Source organism: Mesorhizobium sp. M0437, assembly GCF_040321335.1.
In the GTDB taxonomy this organism is placed as follows: Bacteria; Pseudomonadota; Alphaproteobacteria; order Rhizobiales; family Rhizobiaceae; genus Mesorhizobium.
Genome location: NZ_JAMYRK010000082.1, coordinates 1 through 21,754, shown reverse-complemented (window position 1 = coordinate 21,754; position 21,754 = coordinate 1). Strand labels below are relative to the sequence as shown.

The following is a 21,754-nucleotide window of genomic DNA, read 5'->3' as shown; positions in this document are numbered from 1 at the left end:
CGGCGTGTGCTCCTGGCATATGTGCGCGCCACCAGTCCGTTTGTCAGCTTCTGGAAACGGCCCATCGAGGACAATGCCGCCGACGATGCCGGGCTGGAAAAGGCCATCGGCCTGATGCTCCGCCACGGGGCGATTGCCGACACCATAGGGCGCGCCCGCCATTTCGGCGAGATAGCCCGCGACGCGCTGGCGCCGCTCGAGGCGACGCCGCAGAAGTCTGCACTGATCGACGTCATCGATTTCTGCATCAGCCGGGTGAATTGACAGGCGTCGCGGCGCGAGGCCGGGACGCCGCCTGTTCTCATCGAGCCTTTGCCGGAAGCACTATTGCTGCCAGCAAACTGACGACGATGCCCGCCGCCGCGAGCCGGAAGGCAACCTGGATGCCGTCGGCGACGGCAATTTTCAACGCATCGCCGGACAATTCGCCGATTTGGCTGTTCGCAATCGCAATCAGCACGGCCATGCCGATGGCGTTGCCGACATTGAGCGTCGTCGAAGCCATCCCCGAGGCGACGCCTTGCTGGTCATGGGCAACGCCGGAAGCGGCGGCAATCCACATTGCGGTCCAGACGATGCCTTGTCCGACGCCGGAGACGATCAGGCCGGGTACGAGGGGCAGATAGCTGCTATCGGCAGTCGCGCCTGATACCATCAATGCTGTGCCGACCGCGCCGACGATCATGCCGCCGACCAGGGTTCGGCGCGTCGAAAAGCGCGTTGCCAGACGCTCGCCGAGTTGCGTGCCGGTGGCGATGGCGACCGACGGCACGAGAAAGGCGAGGCCCGTCTGCAAGGCAGTGAAGCCGTGCACGTTCTGCAGCAGCACGGTGAGGAAGTAGGGCAGCGCGCCGAAAGTGGCCATGTAGAGGAAGGTTATCGTCATGCCGGCGACGAGGCTGCGGTTGTGGAACAGGCGCAGCGGAATCAGCGGGTCGGCGCTGTTGGCCTCGATCACGGTGAAGGCGATCAGGAAGAATGCCGCCAGTGCTGCGCTGACGATGATTGCGCCAGAGCCCCAGCCATATTCGGGCCCCTGAACCAGGGTGAAGACAAGCAGCGTCGCGCCTGCGGTGACGGTCAGCGCGCCCGGCAGATCGAAGCTGCGCTGCTCGTGCCGCTTGCGATCGCGCGGGATGATGGCGAAAGCCGCGATGATGGCGATCCCGGCCAACAGCACGTTGACGTAGAAGACCGACGGCCAGCCGAAGGCGCTGGTCAGAAACCCGCCGGCAAGCGAACCGAGCGTCAGGCCGCTGGCGCCCGCGCCGCCCCAGACGGCGAGCGCCCGGTTGCGTTCCGGTCCCTCGGCGAACAGGCGGTTGATCAGCGACAACGTCGCAGGAAACAGGAACGCGGCGCCGATGCCTTGCACGGCGCGGGCCGCGATGATGATTTCCGGCGACCAGGCGAGGCCGCCGACCAGAGATGAGAGCGCGTAGAGCCAGAGCGCGAAGATGAAGACGCGGCGCTGGCCGATCAGGTCGGCGGCCCGGCCGCCGAACAGCAGGAAGCCGCCGGTGAAGACGGTGTAGGCGCTGACCACCCACTGCAGGGTCTGGCCTGAAAATCCGAGGCCGGCGCCGATCTCCGGCAACGCCACGAAGACTATGTTGAGGTCGAGCGAGATGATGAGCTGCGCGAAGGCGAGCAGCGCCAGCGTTGCGCCATGTTTCGCCCTGCTTGCTCCCTGCGTTATCGCCCCGAGCGGCGCGCCTTGATCCAGTGAACTCATGCCGGTCTCCTTGTCGACAATTATTTAATGATCCACAAAGAATTGAGATTTGCAATCCGAAGTCAAGCGGATTATTTGTTGATCGACAAAAATTGGAGACCGCCATGGCGGGAAGGCCAAGGGAGTTCGACCGCGACCAGGCGCTGGAGAAAGCCCGCGACGCTTTCTGGAGACGCGGCTACGAGGGCACCTCGATGGCCGATCTCGTATCGGCGCTTGGTCTCGCATCGGCGCGCATCTATGCCGCCTTCGGCTCGAAGGAGGATCTGTTTCGCGAAGCGGTGGCACTTTACGAGGCCAATGAGGGCGGCTTCGCCACGCGCGCACTGCAGGAAGAACCAAATGTCCGGCGCGTCATCGAGCGCATGCTTCGCGACGCCGTCGAAATCTATACGCGGCCGGGGCAGCCGCAGGGCTGCATGGTGGTGACGGCCGCGACCAATTGCGCCGTCGAAAATGACGCCGTGCTGCAATGGCTGGCGGAGCATCGGCTGGCGCGTACCGCATCGATCGTCGAACGATTGAAAAAGGCGGTGCGCGATGGCGAATTGAAGCCGGACACCGACGCCGAGACGTTGGGGGATTATTACGCCACGCTGATGCACGGCCTTTCGGTGCAGGCACGCGACGGCGTGCCGAAAAAGCGGCTGCACGATCTTGTCACCGTCGCTATGCAGGCGCTCGACGCAAGCCTTTCGCAAACGTCCTGAGTTTCAGGGCCGTGACGCTTGGCCCTCACTTGCCGGATTTCTCGGCGGCTTTCTTGGGATTGACCGCCGCCGTCGGCGGCTCGGGTGGTTCGGCAGCGACAGCTTTCGGCGGTTCCGGCTCGGTTGCCGGCGCCTCGGGGCCGGCCTTGCTGAGCGCGACCGAGATGCCGAACACCTTCCATTGCCGTTCGACCGGCGCAAACAACAGCTCGAAATTGACCTGCATCGGCACCGAGGGAAAGAAACCGGCCATATGCAACATGCCGTTGGACTCGATCTGCGGCAGCAGCGTCAATTGCGGCTCCAGCACCGCGACGCCGCCGAGGTCGATGCCGTCATTGCGGTGGCTGGCGAAGATCTCGGCAAGCTTGGCCGCATTGTTGGTCTGGAAGCCCGGCGCGCCGAGATCGCGCAGCACCGTGTAATTCCCCGTCTTGTTGGCATGGTCGAGCGCCAGCAGCGAGCCGCGCACCAGGATCAGCACGCCGTTGCGGTCGATATTGGCCGGCTTCGGCGCCTGGGGCTTGGCCGATTTCTGGATTTTCGACGTTTGCGCCAGGGCAGGCTGGACAAGCTGCGGAACGGCTGCCGTCAGCACCAAGGCGGCCAGCAACATTCTGCCCGTCGGCCGCACCGATCCCGGCAAGATTGAGGTCATGCCCGCTGCATCAGTTGAGTGTCCACGATGCGCCGACGCTGACGCCGACATCGCCACGGTTGGTGGAGGCCGACACGGCGGCGTTGAGGCGGAAATCCAGGCTCGTGCTATAGCCAAGGCCGAGCGCCAGGCCCGACTGGCCCTTGAAATGGCCAAAGCCGCCGGCCAGCGACAATTTGCCGGGCCTGTCGTCGTAACGCAATCCCGCCGTCGCCAGCGCAAGCGCCGTTCCGGCGCGGGCTTCCGAGCGGTTTTCGCTGACCTGCTCGCCAAGGTTCTGCAACCCGCCCTCCAGCGCGCTGACGCGGCCGTCGAGCAGGGCGATGTTAGCCTCGTTGATCGTGGTGCGACTGTCGAGGCTGAAAATCTGCGCGGTGTGCAGGTTGAGCGTGTTGGTATTGTTGGTGATACGCGCCTCGTGATCGGCAAGCTGGATCGTATGATTGCCGACCGTCGTGTTGAGCGCGTTGATCTGGTTGGTGTTGTTGACAATGCGCGTCTCGTGATCGGCAAGCTGCATCGTGTGGCTGCTTACCGTGGTGTTGAGCGAGGCGATCTGGGTGGTATGGGCTGCAACGTCGTCGGCCAGTCCTTCGAGTTCGTCGATGTTCACGGAAGCGGTCGCCAGATTGCCCGCGGCGTCGGACGTCACCAGGTATTTCGGTCCGCTCTGGGCCTCCCTGCTGGCTGCGCTGTTGATGCCCGACAGAGTGTAGGTGGCGCTGCTGTTGCCGATAGCCACCTGATTGGCGCGTGTCGTGGTCACACCTTGGCCTACGGCGACTGAATCGGCAAAATTGGCCGTCGCACCGGTGCCGAGGGCGGTGGCATTCACCGCATTCGCCTTGGCCGAGGCGCCAAGAGCGGTAGCGTTGGCCTGGTTAGGGCCTCCCGCACCAGCCTGAGCACGGGCGCCGATAGCCGTCGTGCTTGCATTGTTATGGTTGATGGGACCCGAGATTCCCCCGGCCCACGCATCATCGCCAAGAGCGGTACTGAGGTCTCCATCAGAAACGGCTCTACCGCCGACCGCCGTCGAGGATCCGCCCGCAGCTTGGGCGATAGTTCCGCATGCCATACCGGTGGGCGAAGCCCCGGCGCCATCTGCGCAATTTATATCTTCACACACAAACGCAGCCGCCGGAGTCGGCGCGAGGGCCACCAGGCCGGCTGCCGCGGCTATCACCAAAACTCCGGCCCCGCGAACCGGCACGCGGGACGACATTAGGATGCCGGCAGCCCCCAATGCAGCCGACCACTCAAAGCCTTCTACAACACGGCTCTTCATCGAATTATCCCCTTCTTTCCAGAACGGCGCCGGCCGATCGCAAAGCTCCCGATGAGATGGACCATGCATGAAGCCGGCAACGGCCGGACAGTCGGCAAATGCCTACACTTCGCGGCATTCCCCCTGTTCTTGCAGCGTTTTCAGTCCTGGCTGTTGCAATCTTGCAACGTCGGGCCGGTTGACTGACCGAAATCACGAAAACGGCCGCGCGCTCGTCAGCAGCGCCACGAGCTGGCTTTGGCGACTGGTTCCGGTTTTCCGAAAAATTCGCTCGAGATAAGTACGGGCCGATTTGACGGCGATACCGATTTCGAGGGCGGCTTCCTGTACGGAACGGCCTGAGGCAAGCACGACGGCGAGCCGGGCTTCCGCCGGCGTCAAGTCGAACAGGCCCGAAAGGATATCGGGCGACGGCACCGTCGCGCTGATGCTGACGGCAGTTGCCGCGACAAGGATATCCGCGCCCGAAAAGATGTCATGTGCGGCACGGCGCAACGGCAAAAGGTGAACGATCAGCGCAGGCCGCCCCTCAACGGCTGGGACAGGGATGGACCGCACAACGCGATGGTCGTCGTTGTGCATGATGGCTTGCTGGAAAAGCGCGTTTGCAGATAGGTCCGCAAGCACCATGCCGCCGCCGGCCTGGGGGATGAACACGTCCTTCATATCTTCCAGCAGGCGGTTGACCGTCAGCACACGGCCTGATCCGCTCATGACAGCGGCCGGCAGCCCGATTTCGCCCAGCGCCGATGCGGCGGTCCTGGCGCGTTCCATGCCAAGACGCGCGGCAACAAGGCCGGCCCGCGCCAGATGCGGACGCAGTCCGTTCAGCAGGTCGATCGCCGCTTGATCGTACTTGCCGTCCTTCAGCCAGCGCTGGAAGACGAACAGCACCAGCTCTCCGCTCGGCATGGGAATCGACGTGCAGACGGGCGATCCGACGCCGAAATTTCTTGCCCATGCGTAGATCGGGTCCCGCTCGATCTCATCGCCGGTCATGAAGTCGTCGACCCGCACAAAGCTTGCCGGCTGAGTGCTGCACATGCGCTGCACGCTCTCGGAAAATTTCCAATCTGCCATGAAAGCGTCGATCAAGGGCTCGGCCTGCGCCTCGCCGATGGCGCGAAGCGGGGAATGATCGCTGATCATGAAAATCGAGCCGCTTGCCGAGCGCGTGATCGCACTGGTCGCTTCCAACGCTCCCGGCCACTGCTCGGCGGCGAACGCTGCTTCGTAGATACGATCGACGATGGCGAAGGCTTCTTCGTCGCGCGGCACTTCCAGCATCGGCGCCCCCATGGCTGGCGAAGCAAGAATTGAAATCTCATCCTGCCACGCAAAGTTGCATGGCGGAAGCTTTCAACCGCTGGCGCTTAGGGATCGCTTACGGCGTCGGGAAATAGCACCGCGCAGGCACCGCCAAAGCGGACGCCACGCGGTCAAGAGTCGCAGTTCAGGCCCTTTCGGCATGGTTTATTAATTGCTTGACCCGATTGTGAATTCGGGCCGGGTTGAAGCACGACCCCAAAAAGGCCATGCTTTACCTGTAAAAATCGAGTCTACGGCGATCCCGCTGACGCGGAGATGGCGTTTGGCTGAAAGGGATATGATGCGGCAAGGATATGCGCGCTGGCTGACGGGGCTGGCAATCGCGACGGGCATGGCGATCTCGGCTTTGCCGGCGCATGCCAAACAGACCGCCGAGCCGGTCAGGATCACATCCTTCTCGGGGGCCTATCTCGCCGCCAGGATTGCCGACGGCGACAACGACCTCGACAGCGCCATTTCCTATTACAAGCAGGCGCTTGCGTTCGATCCGAACGATACGGGACTGCAGCAGAGCCTGATGCTGTCGCTGATCGCGCAGGGGCGCTTCGACGAATCCCTAGTCTATGCCGACAAGCTCAAGGCGGTTCCCGATGTCGAGCGCTTCTCGCGCCTGGCGCTGGCCATCGATTCCTTCCACAAGAAGGATTTCTCCAAGGCCGAATACTGGCTCAAGCTGTCGCTCGAGTCCGATCTCGACCGGCTGATCTCCGGCGTCATGACCGGCTGGGCCAAGCAGGGTGCGGGTGACGCCGGCGAGGCCATGGCTTCCATCGACAAGCTGCAAGGCCCCGACTGGTTCAGCCTGTTCAAGTCCTTCCACCGCGCCTTGATTGCCGACGCCTCCGGCCTACCCGACAGGGCGGATGCGCTCTACACCGCCACCGTGCAGGACACCGCCGCCGGCGGTGCGGCCCCCGAAACATGGATGCGCAACGCGCAGGCCTACGCCTCTTTCCTCGCCCGCAAAGGCGACAAGGCCAAGGCGCTGTCGGTGCTCGACAAAGCCGAGGCGTTTGCGCCCGGCAAGGTCGAGATTGCAGCCCTTCGCGACAAGATCAACAAGGGCGAAAAGATCGAGCCCTTCGTTGCCGGTCCGTCGGACGGCGCCTCGGAAATCCTGCTCGATCTCGCCACCGCGCTCAACCGCGGCGGCGGCGAGCCGTTCGTGCGGCTTTATCTGCAATATGCCCTGGCGCTGCGGCCCGACAACGACGCGGCGCTCGTTCAGCTTGCCGCCGTTGCCGAGCAGTTGAAAGACGGCGAGGGCGCCATCGCGCTCTATCGCCGCATTCCCGCCGGCTCGCCGCTGAAGCAGCTTTCGGACCTGCAGCTTGGCCTCAACCTTGCCGATCTCGACCGCAACGACGAGGCGATCGCTCACCTCAAGGCCATCGTCGATGCGCATCCAGACGACATGCGCGCCTATCTGGCGCTCGGCGGCGTCTATTCCTCGAAGGAGGATTTCCGCTCCGCCGCCAATCTTTACGACAAGGCAGTCGAGGTGCTGAAGACGCCGACCGCCGCCAACTGGAACATCTTCTACCAGCGCGGCATCGCCTATGAGCGGCTGAAGGAATGGCCGAAGGCCGAGCCGAATTTCCGCAAGGCGCTGGAGCTCTACCCCGACCAGCCGCAGGTCCTGAACTATCTCGGCTATTCCTGGGTCGACAAGAACATGAACCTCAAGGAAGGCCTCGCGATGATCCAGAAGGCCGTCGACCTGAGGCCGAGCGACGGCTACATCGTCGATTCGCTGGGCTGGGCCTATTACCGCCTTGGCCAGTTCGACGACGCGGTGCGCGAAATGGAACGCGCCGTTTCGTTGAAGCCGGAGGATCCGGTGCTCAACGATCACCTCGGCGACGCCTACTGGCGCGTCGGCCGCAAGCTGGAAGCCACCTTCCAGTGGAACCAGGCCCGCGACCTGAAGCCGGACCCGGATGTGCTTGCCGCCTTGCAGCAAAAGCTGATGAAAGGCCTGCCGCCGATCGAATCCAACACGGCGCAGGAAACCCCGAACGTAAAGCCCTTGCCGGCGCCCGCGCCTAAGGGGTGACCCTTCTTTCCTTCTCCCCTTGTGGGAGAAGGTGGATCGGCGCGCAGCGCCGAGACGGTTGAGGGGTGTCGGACGGATTGCCGTCGGTGCCAAGCTGGAACACCCCTCATCCGACCGAGCTTCGCTCGGCCACCTTCTCCCACAAAGGGAGAAGGGAACACCTTCAAAGGCCTGACCCCCTCTGCCTTGACGCTTGCTGGCCAGGCATCTAGGACGTGCCGGCATCCCGCCTTTCCCGCCGGAGGCCGCCGTGACCGTTGATATCCCTGCCCACATGCACCCCAGCCGCTCGTTCCAGGGGCTGATCCTGACGTTGCATAATTACTGGGCGGACTATGGCTGCGTCGTCCTCCAGCCTTACGACATGGAAGTCGGCGCCGGCACATTCCATCCGGCAACGACGTTGCGCGCGCTCGGTCCAAAACGCTGGAATGCCGCCTATGTCCAGCCCTCGCGCCGCCCCAAGGACGGCCGCTATGGCGAGAACCCGAACCGGCTGCAGCACTATTACCAATACCAGGTGATCCTGAAGCCCAATCCGCCCAATCTGCAGGAGCTTTACCTCGGCTCGCTGGCCGCGATCGGCATCGATCCGCTGCTGCATGACATCCGCTTCGTCGAGGACGACTGGGAAAGCCCGACGCTGGGCGCCTGGGGGCTCGGCTGGGAGTGCTGGTGCGACGGCATGGAGGTGTCGCAGTTCACCTATTTCCAGCAGGTCTGCGGCATCGAATGCGCACCGGTGGCGGGCGAGCTCACTTACGGGCTGGAACGGCTGGCCATGTATGTGCAGGGCGTCGACAATGTCTACGACCTCAACTTCAACGGCCGCGAAGGCGCCGACAAGGTGACCTATGGCGACGTCTTCCTGCAGGCCGAGCAGGAATATTCGCGCCACAATTTCGAATTCGCCAACACCGCAATGCTGCTCAGGCATTTCGAGGACGCCGAAGCCGAGTGCAAGGCGCTGCTCGAAGCCGGCGCGCCTGTCTCCCCCCTTGAGGGGGAGATGCCCGCGAAGCGGGCAGAGGGGGTCACCTCAGAAGGCACCACAAGTAAAACGTCGAGCACCGCACGGGCGACCCCTCCCGGCCAGACCTTGTCTGGCCACCTTCCGCTCAAGGGGGAGGGATACCACCGCCTTGTATTCCCCGCCTACGACCAGTGCATCAAGGCCAGCCACGTCTTCAATCTGCTCGACGCACGCGGCGTGATTTCGGTCACCGAGCGCCAGAGTTATATTTTGCGGGTGCGCAATCTGGCCAAGGCCTGCGGCGAGGCGTTTCTGCTGACGCAGGCGGGCGGCTTGGCGGCTTAGCTCCAGGCGGTTTCGGCAGGGGCGCTGATTGGCAACGTGCCTTGGCCGCTTGCACCGGCTATTGTCCGCAGCGCCTGCCTGACGCCGGGCATCGAGAACGTGCCATGAACTTGCGCCGTGAAGCAGGCGCTGAGCGCGAGGATCTGCAGGAATGTCGATGCCGTTCTCATGGTCGGTCAGCCAATAGCTCTCTGCCTGAGCGTTGGTCGCTTCAGCGCTGCGTTCGGTTCAGGGAAATCTTTGATCCAAGGACGGGCGGACCGGCGCGTGTCCGACAGGCGGCTGAATTTCTTCGGAAATCGCCGTTAGATGTCCCGATCGAGCTGGGAAGGGTGACAGCGGCCAGCCGAGTTGCTATGCCCCCGCTTACCTCCCCCTCGATGGGGGAGGTCGCCGCGAAGCGGCGGCTATTTTTGTCCATGAGTTCCTTCGATGCCCGACCTGCTTTTAGAACTCCGTTCGGAAGAGATTCCCGCCCGCATGCAGCGCAAGGCTGCCGGCGATCTCAGGAAGCTTTTGACCGACGGGCTGGTCGACGCCGGGCTGACCTACGAGGCGGCGCGCGAATATTGGACGCCGCGCCGGTTGACGCTCGACATTCGCGGCCTGACCGCGCGCTCGAAGGACATCAGCGAGGAGATCAAGGGGCCCTCGACCAAGGCGCCCGAGCCGGCGGTGCAGGGTTTTCTGCGCAAGGCCGGCCTTGCCTCGATTGCCGAGGCGCATGTTCATTCCGATCCGAAGAAGGGCGACTTCTACGTCGCCCATATTTCCAGGCCGGGCAGACCGGCGGAGCAGATCATCGCCGAACTGGTGCCGGGCATCATCCGCAACTTCCCCTGGCCGAAATCGATGCGCTGGGGGCCGGCTTCGGCCAAGCCCGGCTCGCTGCGCTGGGTGCGGCCGCTGCAATCGATCCTGTGCACCTTCGGCCCCGAAACCGAGGAGCCGGTGGTCGTCGATTTCGAGATCGACGGCATCCGCTCAGGCAATGTCACTTACGGCCACCGTTTTCATGCACCGGTCGCCATCACGGTGCGACGCTTCGACGATTATGTCGCCAAGCTGGAGGCGGCCAAGGTCGTGCTCGATGCCGACAGGCGCAAGGAGATTATTCTTGCCGATGCCAGGAACCTCGCCTTCGCCAGCGGGCTCGACCTCGTCGAGGACGAGGGGCTGCTGGAGGAAGTGTCGGGCCTGGTCGAATGGCCCGTCGTGCTGATGGGCGAATTCGAGCAGGATTTCTTGGCCATTCCGGCCGAGGTGATCAGGCTCACCATCCGCGCCAACCAGAAGTGTTTCGTGACGCGGCCACACGACGCGGGCGAAGAGCTCTCCAACCGCTTCATCCTGACCGCCAATATCGAGGCCAAGGATGGCGGCAAGGAGATCGCCCATGGCAATGGCAAGGTGGTGCGCGCGCGCCTGTCCGACGCGCTCTATTTCTGGAAGACCGACCAGGGCGACCTGCCGGATCTCGACCAGCTGCAGGCATCGGCGGAAAAGTTCGGGCTTGATCTAGAAAAACCGCTCGACCAGCGCATGGCCCGCCTCGACCACCTCAATGTAACGTTTCATGCCAAGCTCGGCACGCAGGGCGAGCGGGTGGAGCGGATTGCCAGGTTGGCCGAAGAATTGGCGCCGCTCGTGGCGCAGTCGATCTCCCCCCTTGAGGGGGAGATGGCCGGCAGGCCAGAGGGGGTCGCTTCGGCTGGCGCGACGCGATCTGGCCTTTCGAAGCAAGAGGAAGTTGGCGCTCCACGCGAGATGACCCCCTCTGTCGCCTTCGGCGACATCTCCCCCTCGAGGGGGGAGATTACCGCGCTGGCGCGCCGCGCCGCCGTGCTCGCCAAGGCCGACCTCACCACCGAAGTGGTTGGCGAGTTCTCGGAACTGCAAGGCGCCATGGGCCGCAAATACGCACTGCTGCAGGGCGAGCATCCTTCCGTTGCCGCGGCGATCGAGGAACACTACAAGCCGCAGGGACCGTCCGATCGCGTGCCAACTGATCCGGTTTCGGTGGCCGTGGCGCTTGCCGACAAGCTCGACACGCTGGTCGGGTTCTGGGCTATTGATGAAAAGCCGACCGGATCGAAGGACCCCTATGCGCTCAGAAGAGCGGCGCTGGGAGTGGTCAGGACTTTGGTCGAGAACGGGGTGAGACTGCCGCTCCAGCGCCAGTTTTTAAACTCGCTGTTCGGGCTTACCTTCAATCGCGGCAATCGGTTTTCGGTGGTTTGGCGAGCGGACGACGAGGGCGATTTCACTACTGGCGTTGGATCAGCCAACGATTTGATCAGTGAACGGGCAGGTTCGCTGTCCTCGGAAATACGCGGCGTCGAATTACCGGACCATTCCGCGTCTGAGATAATTGCCGATCTCCTGTCCTTCTTCCACGACCGCCTGAAAGTCTATCTCCGCGATCAGGGCGCGCGGCATGATCTGATCGACGCGGTTCTGGCGGCAGGTTCGCGCCCGATCTCCCCCCTAGAGGGGGAGATGTCGGCGCAGCCGACAGAGGGGGGCGCTGTCCCGCCAGCCTCTCATTCTGTCGCGCCCCCCTCTGCCCTGCCGGGCATCTCCCCCTCTAGGGGGGAGATCGGCCAATCGTCCAACGACGACCTCCTGCAAATCGTCCGCCGCGTCGAAGCGCTTGGCTCCTTCCTCGACAGCGAGGACGGCGGGAACCTGCTTGCCGGCACCAAGCGCGCCGCCAACATCGTGGCTGCCGAGGAGAAGAAGAACACGACGATCGCCGACCGTGTTGAGCCGGCGCTGTTCCGGGAGGGCGCCGAAAAAACCTTGTACGCCGCGGTCAATCAGGCCGAGAGGCAAGCCGGCGAAGCAATTCAAAACGAAGACTTTTCCGCCGCCATGCTGGCGCTTAGCGTGTTGCGCGAGCCGGTTGATTCATTCTTTGAGAAAGTCCTCGTAAACGATGAGGACCAGGCGGTGCGCGCCAATCGCCTGGCATTGCTCGCCCGCATCCGCGCGGCGACCGACCGGGTCGCGGATTTCTCCAAGATAGCCGGCTGACGTCCGGAAAAAAATCATCGCTTGTGGCGCTATTTCGGCTGGTCGGGAGCTGCTAGCGGGGCAGGCTGCTGCGCAGCCGGTTCAGGGGTTTTGCTGGCGACCTTTGGGTCGGCTTTGCTGTCCGCGGCGGGCGCGGCAGCGATGGCCGGCGCGACCTTGGGCGCCGGCGTTGCAAAGGCATCGCCGACGATACCGCCGCGAATGATCATCGGGCTTCCGTCGAAGCCATGACTCGGCTGGCTCGGGATCGCCGCGACCTTTTCATCGGTGACGTTTTCATTGACGTCAGGCAACTTCTCGCCGAGCGCGACGATCGACGGTGTTTTTGCCCGTTCGAGCGCGCCGGCACTTACAACCGAAGGCGTCGCCGTCGTTTGCCCGAGAAAAACCAGCGACGAGGCCTGTGCCGTGCCGGCCATAAACGCCAGACCAAGCGCTCCAACGATACGCATCGAAAGCATGATAATTCCCCTTGCCCAACAAGACGGCACCGTAGCCGAGGGCCAGTTGATGCCGGCTTGCGGGGAAACAGAGCATTTTAGCGATTTGCGATTCGCCCACGCCCGGACTTGCTCCGTCGGCGTCAGCGTATTAGGCACCCGCATCCGTGAGGTGACGACAGTGGCTGAAATTCGTGCCGTCGGCGAGGCGATGGAAAGGGCGTTGGCGCTGCTCGAGAGCGGCGATGTCGTCGCCATCCCGACCGAGACCGTCTATGGGCTGGCCGGCGACGCGACCAATGGCGTTGCCGTGGCCCGCATCTTCGAAGCCAAGGGCCGCCCTCGCTTCAACCCGCTGATCGCCCATATAGCCGACCCGGCGATGGCCGAGCGCATCGCGCTGTTCGATCCGCTGTCGGAAAGATTGGCGCAGGCATTCTGGCCGGGGCCGCTGACGCTGGTGCTGCCGCAACGGCCCGGCAACGGCATTCATCCGCTGGTCACCGCCGGTCTGGAAACGATCGCGCTGCGCATGCCGAAAGGCTTTGGCGGCGAGCTGATCGCCAGGTTCGGCCGCGCGCTGGCGGCGCCCAGCGCCAATTCCTCGGGCAGGATCAGCGCCACGACGGCCGATGCCGTGGCCGCCGATCTCGGTCCCCGGATCAAGCTTGTGGTCGATGGCGGCGCGACGCCGGTCGGGCTGGAATCGACCATCGTCAAGGTCGAAGCTGGAAAGCTGCGGCTGCTGCGGCCGGGCGGCATTGCCGCCGAAGAGATCGAAGCAGTGGCCGGGACAAAGTTGCTGCGCGGCGCTTCGGGCATCGAGGCGCCCGGCATGCTCGCCTCGCACTATGCGCCAGGTGCGGCAGTGCGGCTCAATGCTGCGGAGGTCGCACCGGGCGAAGCCTTGCTGGCCTTCGGCCGCCGCCGTGCCGAAGGCTGGCGCGATGCAGCCGCCCTGCGCAACTTGTCGGAGACCGGCGACCTGGGCGAGGCGGCAAGCAATCTCTTCGCCCATCTGCAGGATCTCGATAGCAGTCGCGCCAAAACCATCGCCGTCGAGCCGATCCCGTTCGAAGGGCTGGGCGAGGCGATCAATGACCGGCTTTCGCGCGCCGCCGCCCCGCGTGACAAGATCGCCCCGCGTGACAAGATGGATTGAGCACCATAGTTTCCACCCATGAACGACATTTCCCCCGATCTCGACCCCGCCGTCGTCGCCCGCTTTGCGGCAACCGTCGGCGACAAATATGCGCTGCGCGATCAGCGGGACATCGCGCCTTACCTCACCGAGCGGCGCGGACTTTGGCACGGCAGGACGGCTTTGGTGCTGAGGCCGGGGACCGTCGAGGAGGTCAGCAGCATCATGCGGCTGGCGACCGAAACCGGCACGCCCATCGTGCCGCAAAGCGGCAACACCGGGCTGGTCGGCGCCCAGGTGCCGGACGCATCCGGCCGCGAGATCGTGCTGTCGCTGTCGCGGCTGAACCGCATCCGCGAGATCGATACACTGTCCAACACGGTGACGGTCGAAACCGGCGTCATCCTGCAGACGCTGCAGGAAGCGGCCGATGCCGCCGACCGGCTGTTTCCGCTGTCGCTTGCCGCGCAAGGCTCCTGCCAGATCGGCGGCAATCTCTCCTCCAACGCCGGCGGCACCGGCGTGCTTGCCTACGGCAATGCGCGCGAGCTCTGCCTCGGCGTCGAAGTGGTGCTGCCGACCGGTGAAGTGTTCGACGATCTGCGCAAGCTGAAAAAAGACAATACCGGTTACGATCTGAAGAACCTGTTCGTCGGCGCCGAGGGTACGCTCGGCATCATTACCGCCGCCGTGCTCAAGCTGTTCCCCAAGCCCAAGGGGCGCGAGGTGGCGTTTGCCGGCCTGTCATCGCCGGAGGCGGCATTGTCGCTGTTCAGCCTGGCGATGGACCGTGCAGGGGCAGCGCTCACCGCCTTCGAGCTGATCGGCCAGAGGCCTTACGACTTCACGCTTGCCCACGCACAAGGCGTGGTGCGGCCGCTTGCCGGCGATTGGCCGTGGTATGTGCTGATGCAGATCTCGTCGGGCCGTTCGGCCGACGATGCGAGGGCGCTGATCGAGGAGGTGCTGGAGGCAGGCCTCGAGCAAGCGATCGTCGGCGATGCGGTGATCGCGGCAAGCATGGCCCAGGGCGATGCGTTCTGGAATTTCCGCGAGGTGCTGCCCGAGGCGCAGAAACCGGAAGGTGCCTCGATCAAGCACGACATCTCGGTGCCGGTGGCGTCAATCCCGCCCTTCATTGAAAAGGCCGCCGGCGCCGTGCAATCGGTCAGTCCCGGCGCGCGCGTCGTCTGCTTCGGCCACATGGGCGACGGGAACCTGCACTATAACATCTCCCGGCCGGCCGACGGCGATGACGAGGCGTTTCTCGGCCTTTACCACGTCATGAACAAGGCCGTGCACGACGTCGTGCGCGTGTTTCATGGCTCGATCTCGGCCGAGCACGGCATCGGCCAGTTGAAGCGGGACGAATTGATCGCGACGGCGCCGCCGATGGCGATTGAGCTGATGCGCAGGGTGAAGGCCGCCTTCGATCCGGCCGGCATCATGAATCCGGGTAAGGTTATCTGATCCTTTCGCCGGCCTGCGCCGGTTGGCATTCCGATAACCATCCGCCCCGGATCAGCAAAATTTAACCGACTTTCTTAAGCGCGAGGATAAGAAGCCCGCGCTAATGTTTCTCCACAAACGAGGCTGGGAAAGCCGGCCCGGAGAACCGGAAACACCGGCTCTCAGGAGAAACAGGAAAGGCACGATATGAACACTGGACTGAAGCCAGTCTGGGCCGGGCGCAATATGCGCCTCGACCCATTCCGCCTGCCGCAGGTGGTGAGCTACGCCACGCGCGACGATTATGGCGACGTTACCTTCACCATCGACCAGCGCGGCGCGGTTATCCGCCGCACGCTGGAGATGAGCGGCGTGCCGGCGATCATCGCTCTGCCCGCCAACGCGTTTCGCGGCGTCGCCGCCCGCGCGATGGAGGATCCGGATGGCAATGTCACAGTGACGCTTGAGCTTCTGCACAATGACCCGATGCTGTCGGTGCCGCTGCTGGTCGCCGACGATCTCGACGACGTCGCCGCCGACTGGCGCGCCTGGGCCGACGCCTACCGCCTGCCGATGCTGCTGATCGAGGCCGACGGCATCGCCCGCACGCTGGAAGAATCGCTCGGCGCCGCCATCAAGGCGCTGCCGGCGCAGGACCGCCGCAAGGGTCGCGTCTCGACCATGCGCCGCCCGCGCTTCCTCGCCCGCCGCCGCGCCGGCGACCTCGGCCTCAGGCTGGTCATCGGCGGCGAAGAGCTTATTTCGCGGGAATAGCTAAACCAGCGGCTTCAGCGCCACCCAGACCGCGCCGCCGATCAGGCCGAGGAAGATCAGCCAGCCGACCTGGTTGTTCGATCTGAACAGCCTCAGGCACTGGTCCGGATCGTCGATGTCGAGCACGCCGATCTGCCGCGCCAGATTCGCGCCGGCGGCGATCAGCCCGGCAAGTGCAGGCACCGGTGCCTGTGCCGAGGCAAAGGCGATGGCGAAGCAGACCAGCGCTCCGCCATAAAGCCCGGCCAGCCAGACCTTGGTATTGTCGCCGAACAGGCGCGCCGTCGAGCGCACGCCGACGATGGCGTCGTCTTCCTTGTCCTGATGCGCATAGATCGTGTCATAGCCGATCACCCACAGGATCGAGCCGATATAGAGCATGATTGCCGGCCCATCGAGATCGCCGAACTCGACCGCCCATCCCATCAGCGCTCCCCAGGAAAAGGCAAGGCCGAGAACGAGTTGCGGCCAATTGGTGTACCGCTTCATGAACGGGTAGACGGCGACGATGACCAGCGAGCCGATGCCGAGCAAGATGGCGAAGCTGTTGAACTGCAAAAGCACGGCAAGGCCGACCAGTGCCTGCACGACAACAAACATCCAGGCCTGCCGGCGCGTGACCTTGCCGGCCGGCAGCGGCCGCGAGCGCGTGCGTTCCACCTGGTTGTCGATGTCCTCGTCGACCAAATCATTGTAGGTGCAGCCGGCGCCGCGCATGGCGAACGCGCCAAGAAAAAACAGCAGCAGATACCACGGCGACGGCAGCAGAGAGAGAAGCGGGTCCGTCGGACGCGGATAGGCGCTCGCGGCAAGCGCAGCCGACCACCAGCATGGCCACAGCAGCAATTGCCAGCCGATCGGCCGGTCCCACCGGGCAAGCTGCGCATAGGGCCACAACCGCCGCGGCAGCACGCGATAGACCCAGTGGCCGCTCGGCGCATCGGCGACGCGGCCCTGGGCCGCTTTCGACTGGACGGTTTCCATTTTGCTGGAGTGGCAGCAGAGGCGAATGCCGTCAAGCGTCAAGCAGCCCCCGCACGCTCGCCACGCGCAATCGGCGCTTCGGCAGCCAAATGTCTTGACCCGTCCCGCGCGGCGCAATAGCGCAGTCCTGGTCTTGGAATGACGAGGAATCTGGGCATGCGTGTTTTGCTGATCGGCTCTGGCGGACGAGAGCATGCGCTGGCCTGGAAGATCGCGGCGTCGCCGCTGCTGACCAAACTCTACGCGGCGCCCGGCAATCCGGGGATCGGCCACGAAGCCGAACTGGTGAGGCTCGATACTGCCGATCACGCAGCGGTGGTCCGGTTTTGCCGCGAGAATGAAATAGGCCTCGTCGTGGTCGGGCCGGAAGGGCCGCTGGTCGCCGGCATTGCCGACGACCTGCGCGCCGAGGGCATCCGCGTCTTCGGACCGTCAAAGGCAGCGGCACGGCTGGAAGGCTCGAAAGGTTTCACCAAGGACCTCTGCGCCAGATACGGCATCCCGACCGCCGCCTATGGCCGCTTCGACGATCTGGCTTCGGCCAGGACCTATGTCGAGAAGACGGGTGCGCCGATCGTCATCAAGGCCGACGGCCTCGCTGCCGGCAAGGGCGTCACCGTCGCCATGACGCTTGACGAGGCGCTGGCCGCGCTCGACGCCTGTTTTGACGGCTCCTTCGGCCAGGCCGGCGCGGAAGTGGTGGTCGAGGAGTTTCTCGTCGGCGAAGAAGCAAGTTTCTTCTGCCTGTGCGACGGCACCACCGCGCTGCCCTTCGGCACCGCGCAGGACCACAAGCGCCTCAGTGACGGCGACACCGGCCCGAACACCGGCGGCATGGGCGCCTATTCGCCGGCGCCGGTGATGACGCCGGAAATGATCGACCGAACCATGCGCGAGATCGTCGAGCCGACCATGCGCGGCATGGCTGAAACAGGCGCTCCGTTTTCCGGCGTGCTGTTTGCCGGGCTGATGATTACTGACAAGGGGCCGAAGCTGATCGAATACAACACCCGTTTCGGCGACCCGGAATGCCAGGTGCTGATGATGCGGCTGAAGGACGATCTGCTCGTCCTGCTCAACGCAGCCGCCGACGGCCAGCTGGCGCATACTTCGGTGCGCTGGCGCGACGAGGCGGCGCTCACCGTGGTGATGGCAGCCAGGGGCTATCCCGGCACGCCGGAAAGGGGCTCGGTCATCCGCGGCGTCGAGGCGGCGGCGGCTGAGGGCGTCGAGATATTTCATGCCGGCACCGCCATAAACGGCGGCGCACTCGTCGCCAATGGCGGTCGCGTGCTCAACATCACGGCGACCGGCCGCACGGTCGGCGAGGCGCAGAAGAAGGCTTACGCCGCGCTCGAGCGGATCGACTGGCCGCAAGGCTTTTGCCGCCGCGACATTGGCTGGCTGGCGGTGGCGCGCGAGCAGGCGAACTGATGCTTCGGCCTCAGCGCAAGCCGTGGTCGAATTCGGTCGAGAAGCTGCTGACCGCATCGGCGGTGGAGACAAATCCTGGCACCGATGCCGCACGCTTTTCGTTTCGCGTCCAGGCGACATATTCGGCAATCCCGCGCAGAAGGCCCGGTGCCGCCTTCGCCGCAGCCATTTGAAAGCCGCTGCTGAACCTGGCCAGGCGCGCCCTGAATACCGCGACCATCTCCTCGAAGCTTGCTGGCGTCACGCTTGCGTAAGTGATGGTGCCGCCGGCGAGCCCGGCTTCGCGTGAGAGCGGCACCGGTATCGAGGCGAGATAATCCGGCTGCACGTCGATCAGGCCGCCGAACGGCCACTGCGCGCGCAATTCCGTGGCGTTCATCGGCGCGACGCTGACGTCGATATCGTTGGGTGTGCCCGCGACCCTGTAAGGGCAGCGGAACCGGCCGCAATTTGCTCGCGCCGAAAACTGCCAGAGCGCATAACCCTGCCAGTTGCCCATCGGAAAATGCACGCCGATGTCTGGCTTGTAGCGCGCATACCACAGCGGCAGCCGGGACAGGAGCGGGTATTTATACTTGTTGTCGGCGATATGCCGGGCTGTCGTGTCGTTGGTGTAGAGCACCGGAAAGCGGCCAACCCGACGATGCACATGGCGCACGAATTCCTCGGCATCCTCGAGCGACATCCATTGGGTGGGATCATCGTCCTCGATGTCGAGGGCAAGCAGGTCATCCGGCCCGGGTTTCACGAAATTGATGAAATTATTGGCCTGTCCCACGGGGTTGCCGGGGCGGGCGAGATGATAGGCACCCCATTTCAGGCCCAGCGCCTTGGCCACCACCTTGCGCGTCTGGAACAGTTCCTGTGCCATCGCATGGCGTTTCCAGAGCGTCTTGCACAGCCGCGTCTCGGTCTCGTCGCCGAAACAGAAATAGGGTGGCGGCATTCCGTCCGATGCTTTGTTGATGAAGCCGACAAGACGCTTGTCGGCGGCTAGTCGGGTCCAGTCGATGGAATTGTATTCGTAGGCGTCGACGACCAGCGCCCGGTCGGCATCCTTCCAAGGTTCGGAGAAATCCGAGGCCTTTGCCGGCGTCAGTGCCAGGGTCATCGCGGCCGCGACAACGAGAAGCGCTGAGCGGACAAGGGGGCGCGCCGGCGTTTTCAAACAGCACATCCTTGCTGGCCAAAGCCAAATCCTGAACCGCCCTGGTTAAGGAAATGCTTTCGATCGCGGCCCGCGCATGCCACGGCTCGGTCAGCTTCTCCGTCGATGGTCTTGATGGTTGTCACTGGCGAGAGGGGATATGAAACGGGTCGAGCGCCGGGCACTTGCAACAGCGTTCCCTCGGCCTCGCGTTTGCGATGAGGGGTCAGCGAACATGGTGGTGAGCACAATATGCCGCGATCCGACCAATAGGCTGCACCGTTCTCGACCTTACCTTCATGATAGCAAAAACCGGCCGTCCGCCAGAGCAGGCGCATTCGCTACAGCGATAGGTGTCAGGTCGTGCGAGCACGAGGCAATCCTATTTCGGTGTTCTGCTCTCTCTTGCCGAATTTAGCCTGCGTCGTGGCAATTGCAAAATCCGCGTGACAAAGTTTGACGTTTACGTAAAAAGAAGATGGACAGGGAACTCCGAAAGCAGATGATTTGCATCGGCACAGGTCTTAAGTAGACCTGCCAGACTGGGGAGGGCCGGACTGAGGAGGAGCGAGCGCCATGTATCGGGCACCGGTCGAGGAAATCGCCTTCACCCTGAAGCATGTCGCCGGCTTGAAGCCGGCGCTCGATGCCGGCACTTTTGGCGAACTCGGTGAGGACCTCGTCGACGCCATTCTGTCCGAGGCGGGCCGCTTCGCCAGCGAGGAGGTGGCGCCGCTCTACACGATCGGCGACCAGCACGGCGCTGTGCTCGACGGTGCTGCCGTCACTACCCCGCCCGGCTGGAAGGAACTTTATCGCCGCTGGATCGGCGGCGGCTGGAATGCGCTGTCCGCGCCGGAAGCGTATGGCGGCCAGGCGCTGCCGGCCATGCTCGGCGTCGCCGCGCTCGAAATGTGGAACTCCGCCTCGATGGCATTCGGCATCGCCCCGACGCTGACCATGGGCGCGGTCGAAGCACTCGACAAGCACGGCTCGCAGGCGCTCAAGGCCAAATACCTGGAAAAGCTGGTCTCCGGCGAATGGATGGGCACCATGAACCTGACCGAGCCGCAGGCAGGCTCGGACCTGAATGCCTTGCGAACCCGCGCCGAGCCGGCCGGCGACGGCACCTACCGCATCTTCGGGCAAAAGATATTCATCACCTATGGCGAGCACGATTTCACCGACAACATCATCCATATGGTGCTGGCGCGGCTGCCGGACGCGCCGGCCGGCACGCGCGGCCTGTCGTTGTTCCTGGTGCCGAAATTCCTGGTCGGAGACGATGGCGCGCTGGGCGCACGCAACGACGTCTTCTGCTCCGGGCTGGAGCACAAACTGGGCATCCACGCTTCGCCGACCTGCACGATGATTTATGGCGATGGCTTCGAAGGCACCGCGCCCGGCGCGATCGGCTGGCTGGTCGGCGGGGAGAACAAGGGCCTCGCCTGCATGTTCACCATGATGAATAATGCGCGCCTTGCCGTCGGCATTCAGGGTGTCGCGGTCGCCGAGGCGGCGACGCAGAAGGCGCTCGCCTATGCAAACGATCGCCGCCAAGGCAAGGCGGCGAGCTATCGCGGTGCCGGCATGGCGCCGATCGTGCATCACCCCGACATCCAGCGCAGTCTTCTGACCATGAAGGCGCTGACCCAGATTGCCCGTGCCATCTGCTATTCCTGCGCCCACGCCATCGATCTTGCGTCGCAGAGCGAAGATGCAAAGCACTGGCAGGAACGCGCCAATCTGTTGACGCCGCTGGCCAAGGCCTTTTCGACCGACGTCGGCGTCGAGGTCGCCTCGCTTGGGCTGCAGGTGCATGGCGGCATGGGGTTCATCGAGGAGACAGGGGCCGCAGCACTTTATCGCGACGCGCGCATCGCGCCCATTTACGAAGGCACCAATGGCATCCAGGCGATCGATCTGGTGACACGCAAGCTGCCGCTCGGCGGCGGCCGGCATGTGCATGGCTACATCGCCGAACTCAAGGCCGTCGCCGATGCGGTGCGAGCGTCGAACCTTGAAGGCTTCGGCCGGACCGCCGATCGCCTCGACCAGGCGCTCGACGAGCTCTCCCAGGCAACCCGTTTGCTGCAAGACCTGCAGGCCGAAGGTCGTTCGGACGAGGCGCGGGCCAGCGCCACCCCCAAAATACAGCGGTTCTAGCGTGACCCAGGCCGGGGCGATAAAGTGTCGTATAACCCACGCCGCGCCCCCCAGCACCGGGCCAAGAGAGGGATGAGGGAGGGTATTGG

Annotated in this window: 16 protein-coding genes and 2 pseudogenes; 10 read left to right on the top strand and 8 right to left on the bottom strand. The window is 64.2% G+C overall.

Features of this window, described 5'->3' with window-relative positions:
* Positions 1–264: pseudogene (locus NKI72_RS30580) on the top strand (polyprenyl synthetase family protein); the annotation flags it as partial.
* 37 nt (positions 265–301) lie between these two features.
* Here the strand turns inward: NKI72_RS30580 and NKI72_RS30575 are convergent.
* Positions 302–1,735, bottom strand: coding sequence for an MFS transporter (locus NKI72_RS30575; protein WP_352851689.1), 1,434 nt, complete (start codon positions 1,733–1,735; stop codon positions 302–304).
* Positions 1,736–1,839: 104 nt separating this feature from the next.
* Between NKI72_RS30575 and NKI72_RS30570 the strand changes: the two genes are divergently transcribed.
* On the top strand, positions 1,840–2,445 hold the full coding sequence (locus NKI72_RS30570) for a TetR/AcrR family transcriptional regulator (protein ID WP_352851687.1): 606 nt from the start codon (positions 1,840–1,842) through the stop codon (positions 2,443–2,445).
* Positions 2,446–2,470: 25 nt separating this feature from the next.
* Here the strand turns inward: NKI72_RS30570 and NKI72_RS30565 are convergent, their stop codons facing one another.
* From NKI72_RS30565 to NKI72_RS30555, 3 genes are all read right to left on the bottom strand, one after another.
* On the bottom strand, positions 2,471–3,103 hold the full coding sequence (locus NKI72_RS30565; protein WP_352851685.1) for a hypothetical protein: 633 nt from the start codon (positions 3,101–3,103) through the stop codon (positions 2,471–2,473).
* A gap of 10 nt (positions 3,104–3,113) precedes the next feature.
* Positions 3,114–4,181, bottom strand: coding sequence for a YadA-like family protein (locus tag NKI72_RS30560; RefSeq protein WP_352502062.1), 1,068 nt, complete (start codon positions 4,179–4,181; stop codon positions 3,114–3,116).
* Between the two features lie 402 nt (positions 4,182–4,583).
* The gene (locus NKI72_RS30555) at positions 4,584–5,678 is read right to left on the bottom strand and encodes a helix-turn-helix transcriptional regulator (protein ID WP_352768639.1); all 1,095 of its coding nucleotides are present in this window, start codon (positions 5,676–5,678) and stop codon (positions 4,584–4,586) included.
* Positions 5,679–6,000: 322 nt separating this feature from the next.
* On the opposite strand from NKI72_RS30555, the gene NKI72_RS30550 reads away from it, so the two are divergent.
* On the top strand, positions 6,001–7,776 hold the full coding sequence (locus NKI72_RS30550; protein WP_352851690.1) for a tetratricopeptide repeat protein: 1,776 nt from the start codon (positions 6,001–6,003) through the stop codon (positions 7,774–7,776).
* A gap of 250 nt (positions 7,777–8,026) precedes the next feature.
* Positions 8,027–9,094 (top strand): glycine--tRNA ligase subunit alpha, encoded by a 1,068-nt coding sequence (locus NKI72_RS30545; protein ID WP_352501983.1) that lies wholly within the window; start codon positions 8,027–8,029, stop codon positions 9,092–9,094.
* Here NKI72_RS30545 and NKI72_RS30540 read toward each other — a convergent pair.
* On the bottom strand, positions 9,091–9,264 hold the full coding sequence (locus NKI72_RS30540; RefSeq protein ID WP_352501982.1) for a hypothetical protein: 174 nt from the start codon (positions 9,262–9,264) through the stop codon (positions 9,091–9,093). The two genes, NKI72_RS30545 and NKI72_RS30540, sit on opposite strands and share 4 nt — an antisense overlap.
* Positions 9,265–9,526: 262 nt before the next feature.
* Here NKI72_RS30540 and glyS point away from each other — a divergent pair, with 262 nt between their 5' ends.
* Positions 9,527–12,130 (top strand): glycine--tRNA ligase subunit beta, encoded by a 2,604-nt coding sequence (gene glyS, locus NKI72_RS30535; protein ID WP_352851684.1) that lies wholly within the window; start codon positions 9,527–9,529, stop codon positions 12,128–12,130.
* A gap of 29 nt (positions 12,131–12,159) precedes the next feature.
* Here the strand turns inward: glyS and NKI72_RS30530 are convergent, their stop codons facing one another.
* Positions 12,160–12,591 (bottom strand): hypothetical protein, encoded by a 432-nt coding sequence (locus NKI72_RS30530; RefSeq protein WP_352851683.1) that lies wholly within the window; start codon positions 12,589–12,591, stop codon positions 12,160–12,162.
* A 160-nt stretch (positions 12,592–12,751) separates the two neighbouring features.
* Here NKI72_RS30530 and NKI72_RS30525 point away from each other — a divergent pair, with 160 nt between their 5' ends.
* The 3 genes from NKI72_RS30525 (at position 12,752) to NKI72_RS30515 (ending at position 15,934) form a co-directional block, all read left to right on the top strand.
* Entirely contained in the window at positions 12,752–13,732 is a 981-nt protein-coding gene (locus tag NKI72_RS30525) for an L-threonylcarbamoyladenylate synthase (protein WP_352851682.1), read from the top strand.
* Positions 13,733–13,750: 18 nt separating this feature from the next.
* Positions 13,751–15,181 carry an FAD-binding oxidoreductase gene (locus tag NKI72_RS30520; RefSeq protein ID WP_352851681.1) on the top strand — a complete coding sequence of 477 codons (1,431 nt, stop codon included), beginning with the start codon at positions 13,751–13,753 and terminating at the stop codon, positions 15,179–15,181.
* A gap of 186 nt (positions 15,182–15,367) precedes the next feature.
* Positions 15,368–15,934 carry a DUF6101 family protein gene (locus NKI72_RS30515; protein WP_023674094.1) on the top strand — a complete coding sequence of 189 codons (567 nt, stop codon included), beginning with the start codon at positions 15,368–15,370 and terminating at the stop codon, positions 15,932–15,934.
* Here the strand turns inward: NKI72_RS30515 and ubiA are convergent, their stop codons facing one another.
* On the bottom strand, positions 15,935–16,918 hold the full coding sequence (gene ubiA / locus NKI72_RS30510) for a 4-hydroxybenzoate octaprenyltransferase (RefSeq protein ID WP_352470707.1): 984 nt from the start codon (positions 16,916–16,918) through the stop codon (positions 15,935–15,937).
* Between the two features lie 156 nt (positions 16,919–17,074).
* On the opposite strand from ubiA, the gene purD reads away from it, so the two are divergent.
* Complete coding sequence (gene purD, locus NKI72_RS30505; protein ID WP_352851679.1) at positions 17,075–18,352, top strand: phosphoribosylamine--glycine ligase; 1,278 nt, start codon at positions 17,075–17,077, stop codon at positions 18,350–18,352.
* Positions 18,353–18,362: 10 nt separating this feature from the next.
* Here purD and NKI72_RS30500 read toward each other — a convergent pair whose 3' ends face one another.
* Complete coding sequence (locus NKI72_RS30500) at positions 18,363–19,463, bottom strand: glycoside hydrolase family 25 protein (protein ID WP_352830926.1); 1,101 nt, start codon at positions 19,461–19,463, stop codon at positions 18,363–18,365.
* Positions 19,464–20,075: 612 nt separating this feature from the next.
* Here NKI72_RS30500 and NKI72_RS30490 point away from each other — a divergent pair.
* A pseudogene (locus NKI72_RS30490) lies at positions 20,076–21,656 on the top strand (acyl-CoA dehydrogenase family protein); the annotation flags it as partial.
* Positions 21,657–21,754: the final 98 nt, after the last annotated feature.

What these genes read in the sequence shown, in the direction of transcription:
- NKI72_RS30575 (WP_352851689.1), bottom strand. Translation starts at nt 1,735, where the DNA reads ATGAGTTCACTGGATCAAGGCGCGCCGCTCGGGGCGATAACGCAGGGA.
- glyS (WP_352851684.1), top strand. Translation starts at nt 9,527, where the DNA reads ATGCCCGACCTGCTTTTAGAACTCCGTTCGGAAGAGATTCCCGCCCGC.
- NKI72_RS30555 (WP_352768639.1), bottom strand. Translation starts at nt 5,678, where the DNA reads ATGCTGGAAGTGCCGCGCGACGAAGAAGCCTTCGCCATCGTCGATCGT.
- NKI72_RS30530 (WP_352851683.1), bottom strand. Translation starts at nt 12,591, where the DNA reads ATGCTTTCGATGCGTATCGTTGGAGCGCTTGGTCTGGCGTTTATGGCC.
- NKI72_RS30540 (WP_352501982.1), bottom strand. Translation starts at nt 9,264, where the DNA reads ATGAGAACGGCATCGACATTCCTGCAGATCCTCGCGCTCAGCGCCTGC.
- purD (WP_352851679.1), top strand. Translation starts at nt 17,075, where the DNA reads ATGCGTGTTTTGCTGATCGGCTCTGGCGGACGAGAGCATGCGCTGGCC.
- NKI72_RS30570 (WP_352851687.1), top strand. Translation starts at nt 1,840, where the DNA reads ATGGCGGGAAGGCCAAGGGAGTTCGACCGCGACCAGGCGCTGGAGAAA.
- NKI72_RS30550 (WP_352851690.1), top strand. Translation starts at nt 6,001, where the DNA reads ATGCGGCAAGGATATGCGCGCTGGCTGACGGGGCTGGCAATCGCGACG.
- NKI72_RS30500 (WP_352830926.1), bottom strand. Translation starts at nt 19,463, where the DNA reads ATGACCCTGGCACTGACGCCGGCAAAGGCCTCGGATTTCTCCGAACCT.
- ubiA (WP_352470707.1), bottom strand. Translation starts at nt 16,918, where the DNA reads ATGGAAACCGTCCAGTCGAAAGCGGCCCAGGGCCGCGTCGCCGATGCG.
- NKI72_RS30515 (WP_023674094.1), top strand. Translation starts at nt 15,368, where the DNA reads ATGAACACTGGACTGAAGCCAGTCTGGGCCGGGCGCAATATGCGCCTC.
- NKI72_RS30520 (WP_352851681.1), top strand. Translation starts at nt 13,751, where the DNA reads ATGAACGACATTTCCCCCGATCTCGACCCCGCCGTCGTCGCCCGCTTT.
- NKI72_RS30560 (WP_352502062.1), bottom strand. Translation starts at nt 4,181, where the DNA reads ATGGCATGCGGAACTATCGCCCAAGCTGCGGGCGGATCCTCGACGGCG.
- NKI72_RS30565 (WP_352851685.1), bottom strand. Translation starts at nt 3,103, where the DNA reads ATGACCTCAATCTTGCCGGGATCGGTGCGGCCGACGGGCAGAATGTTG.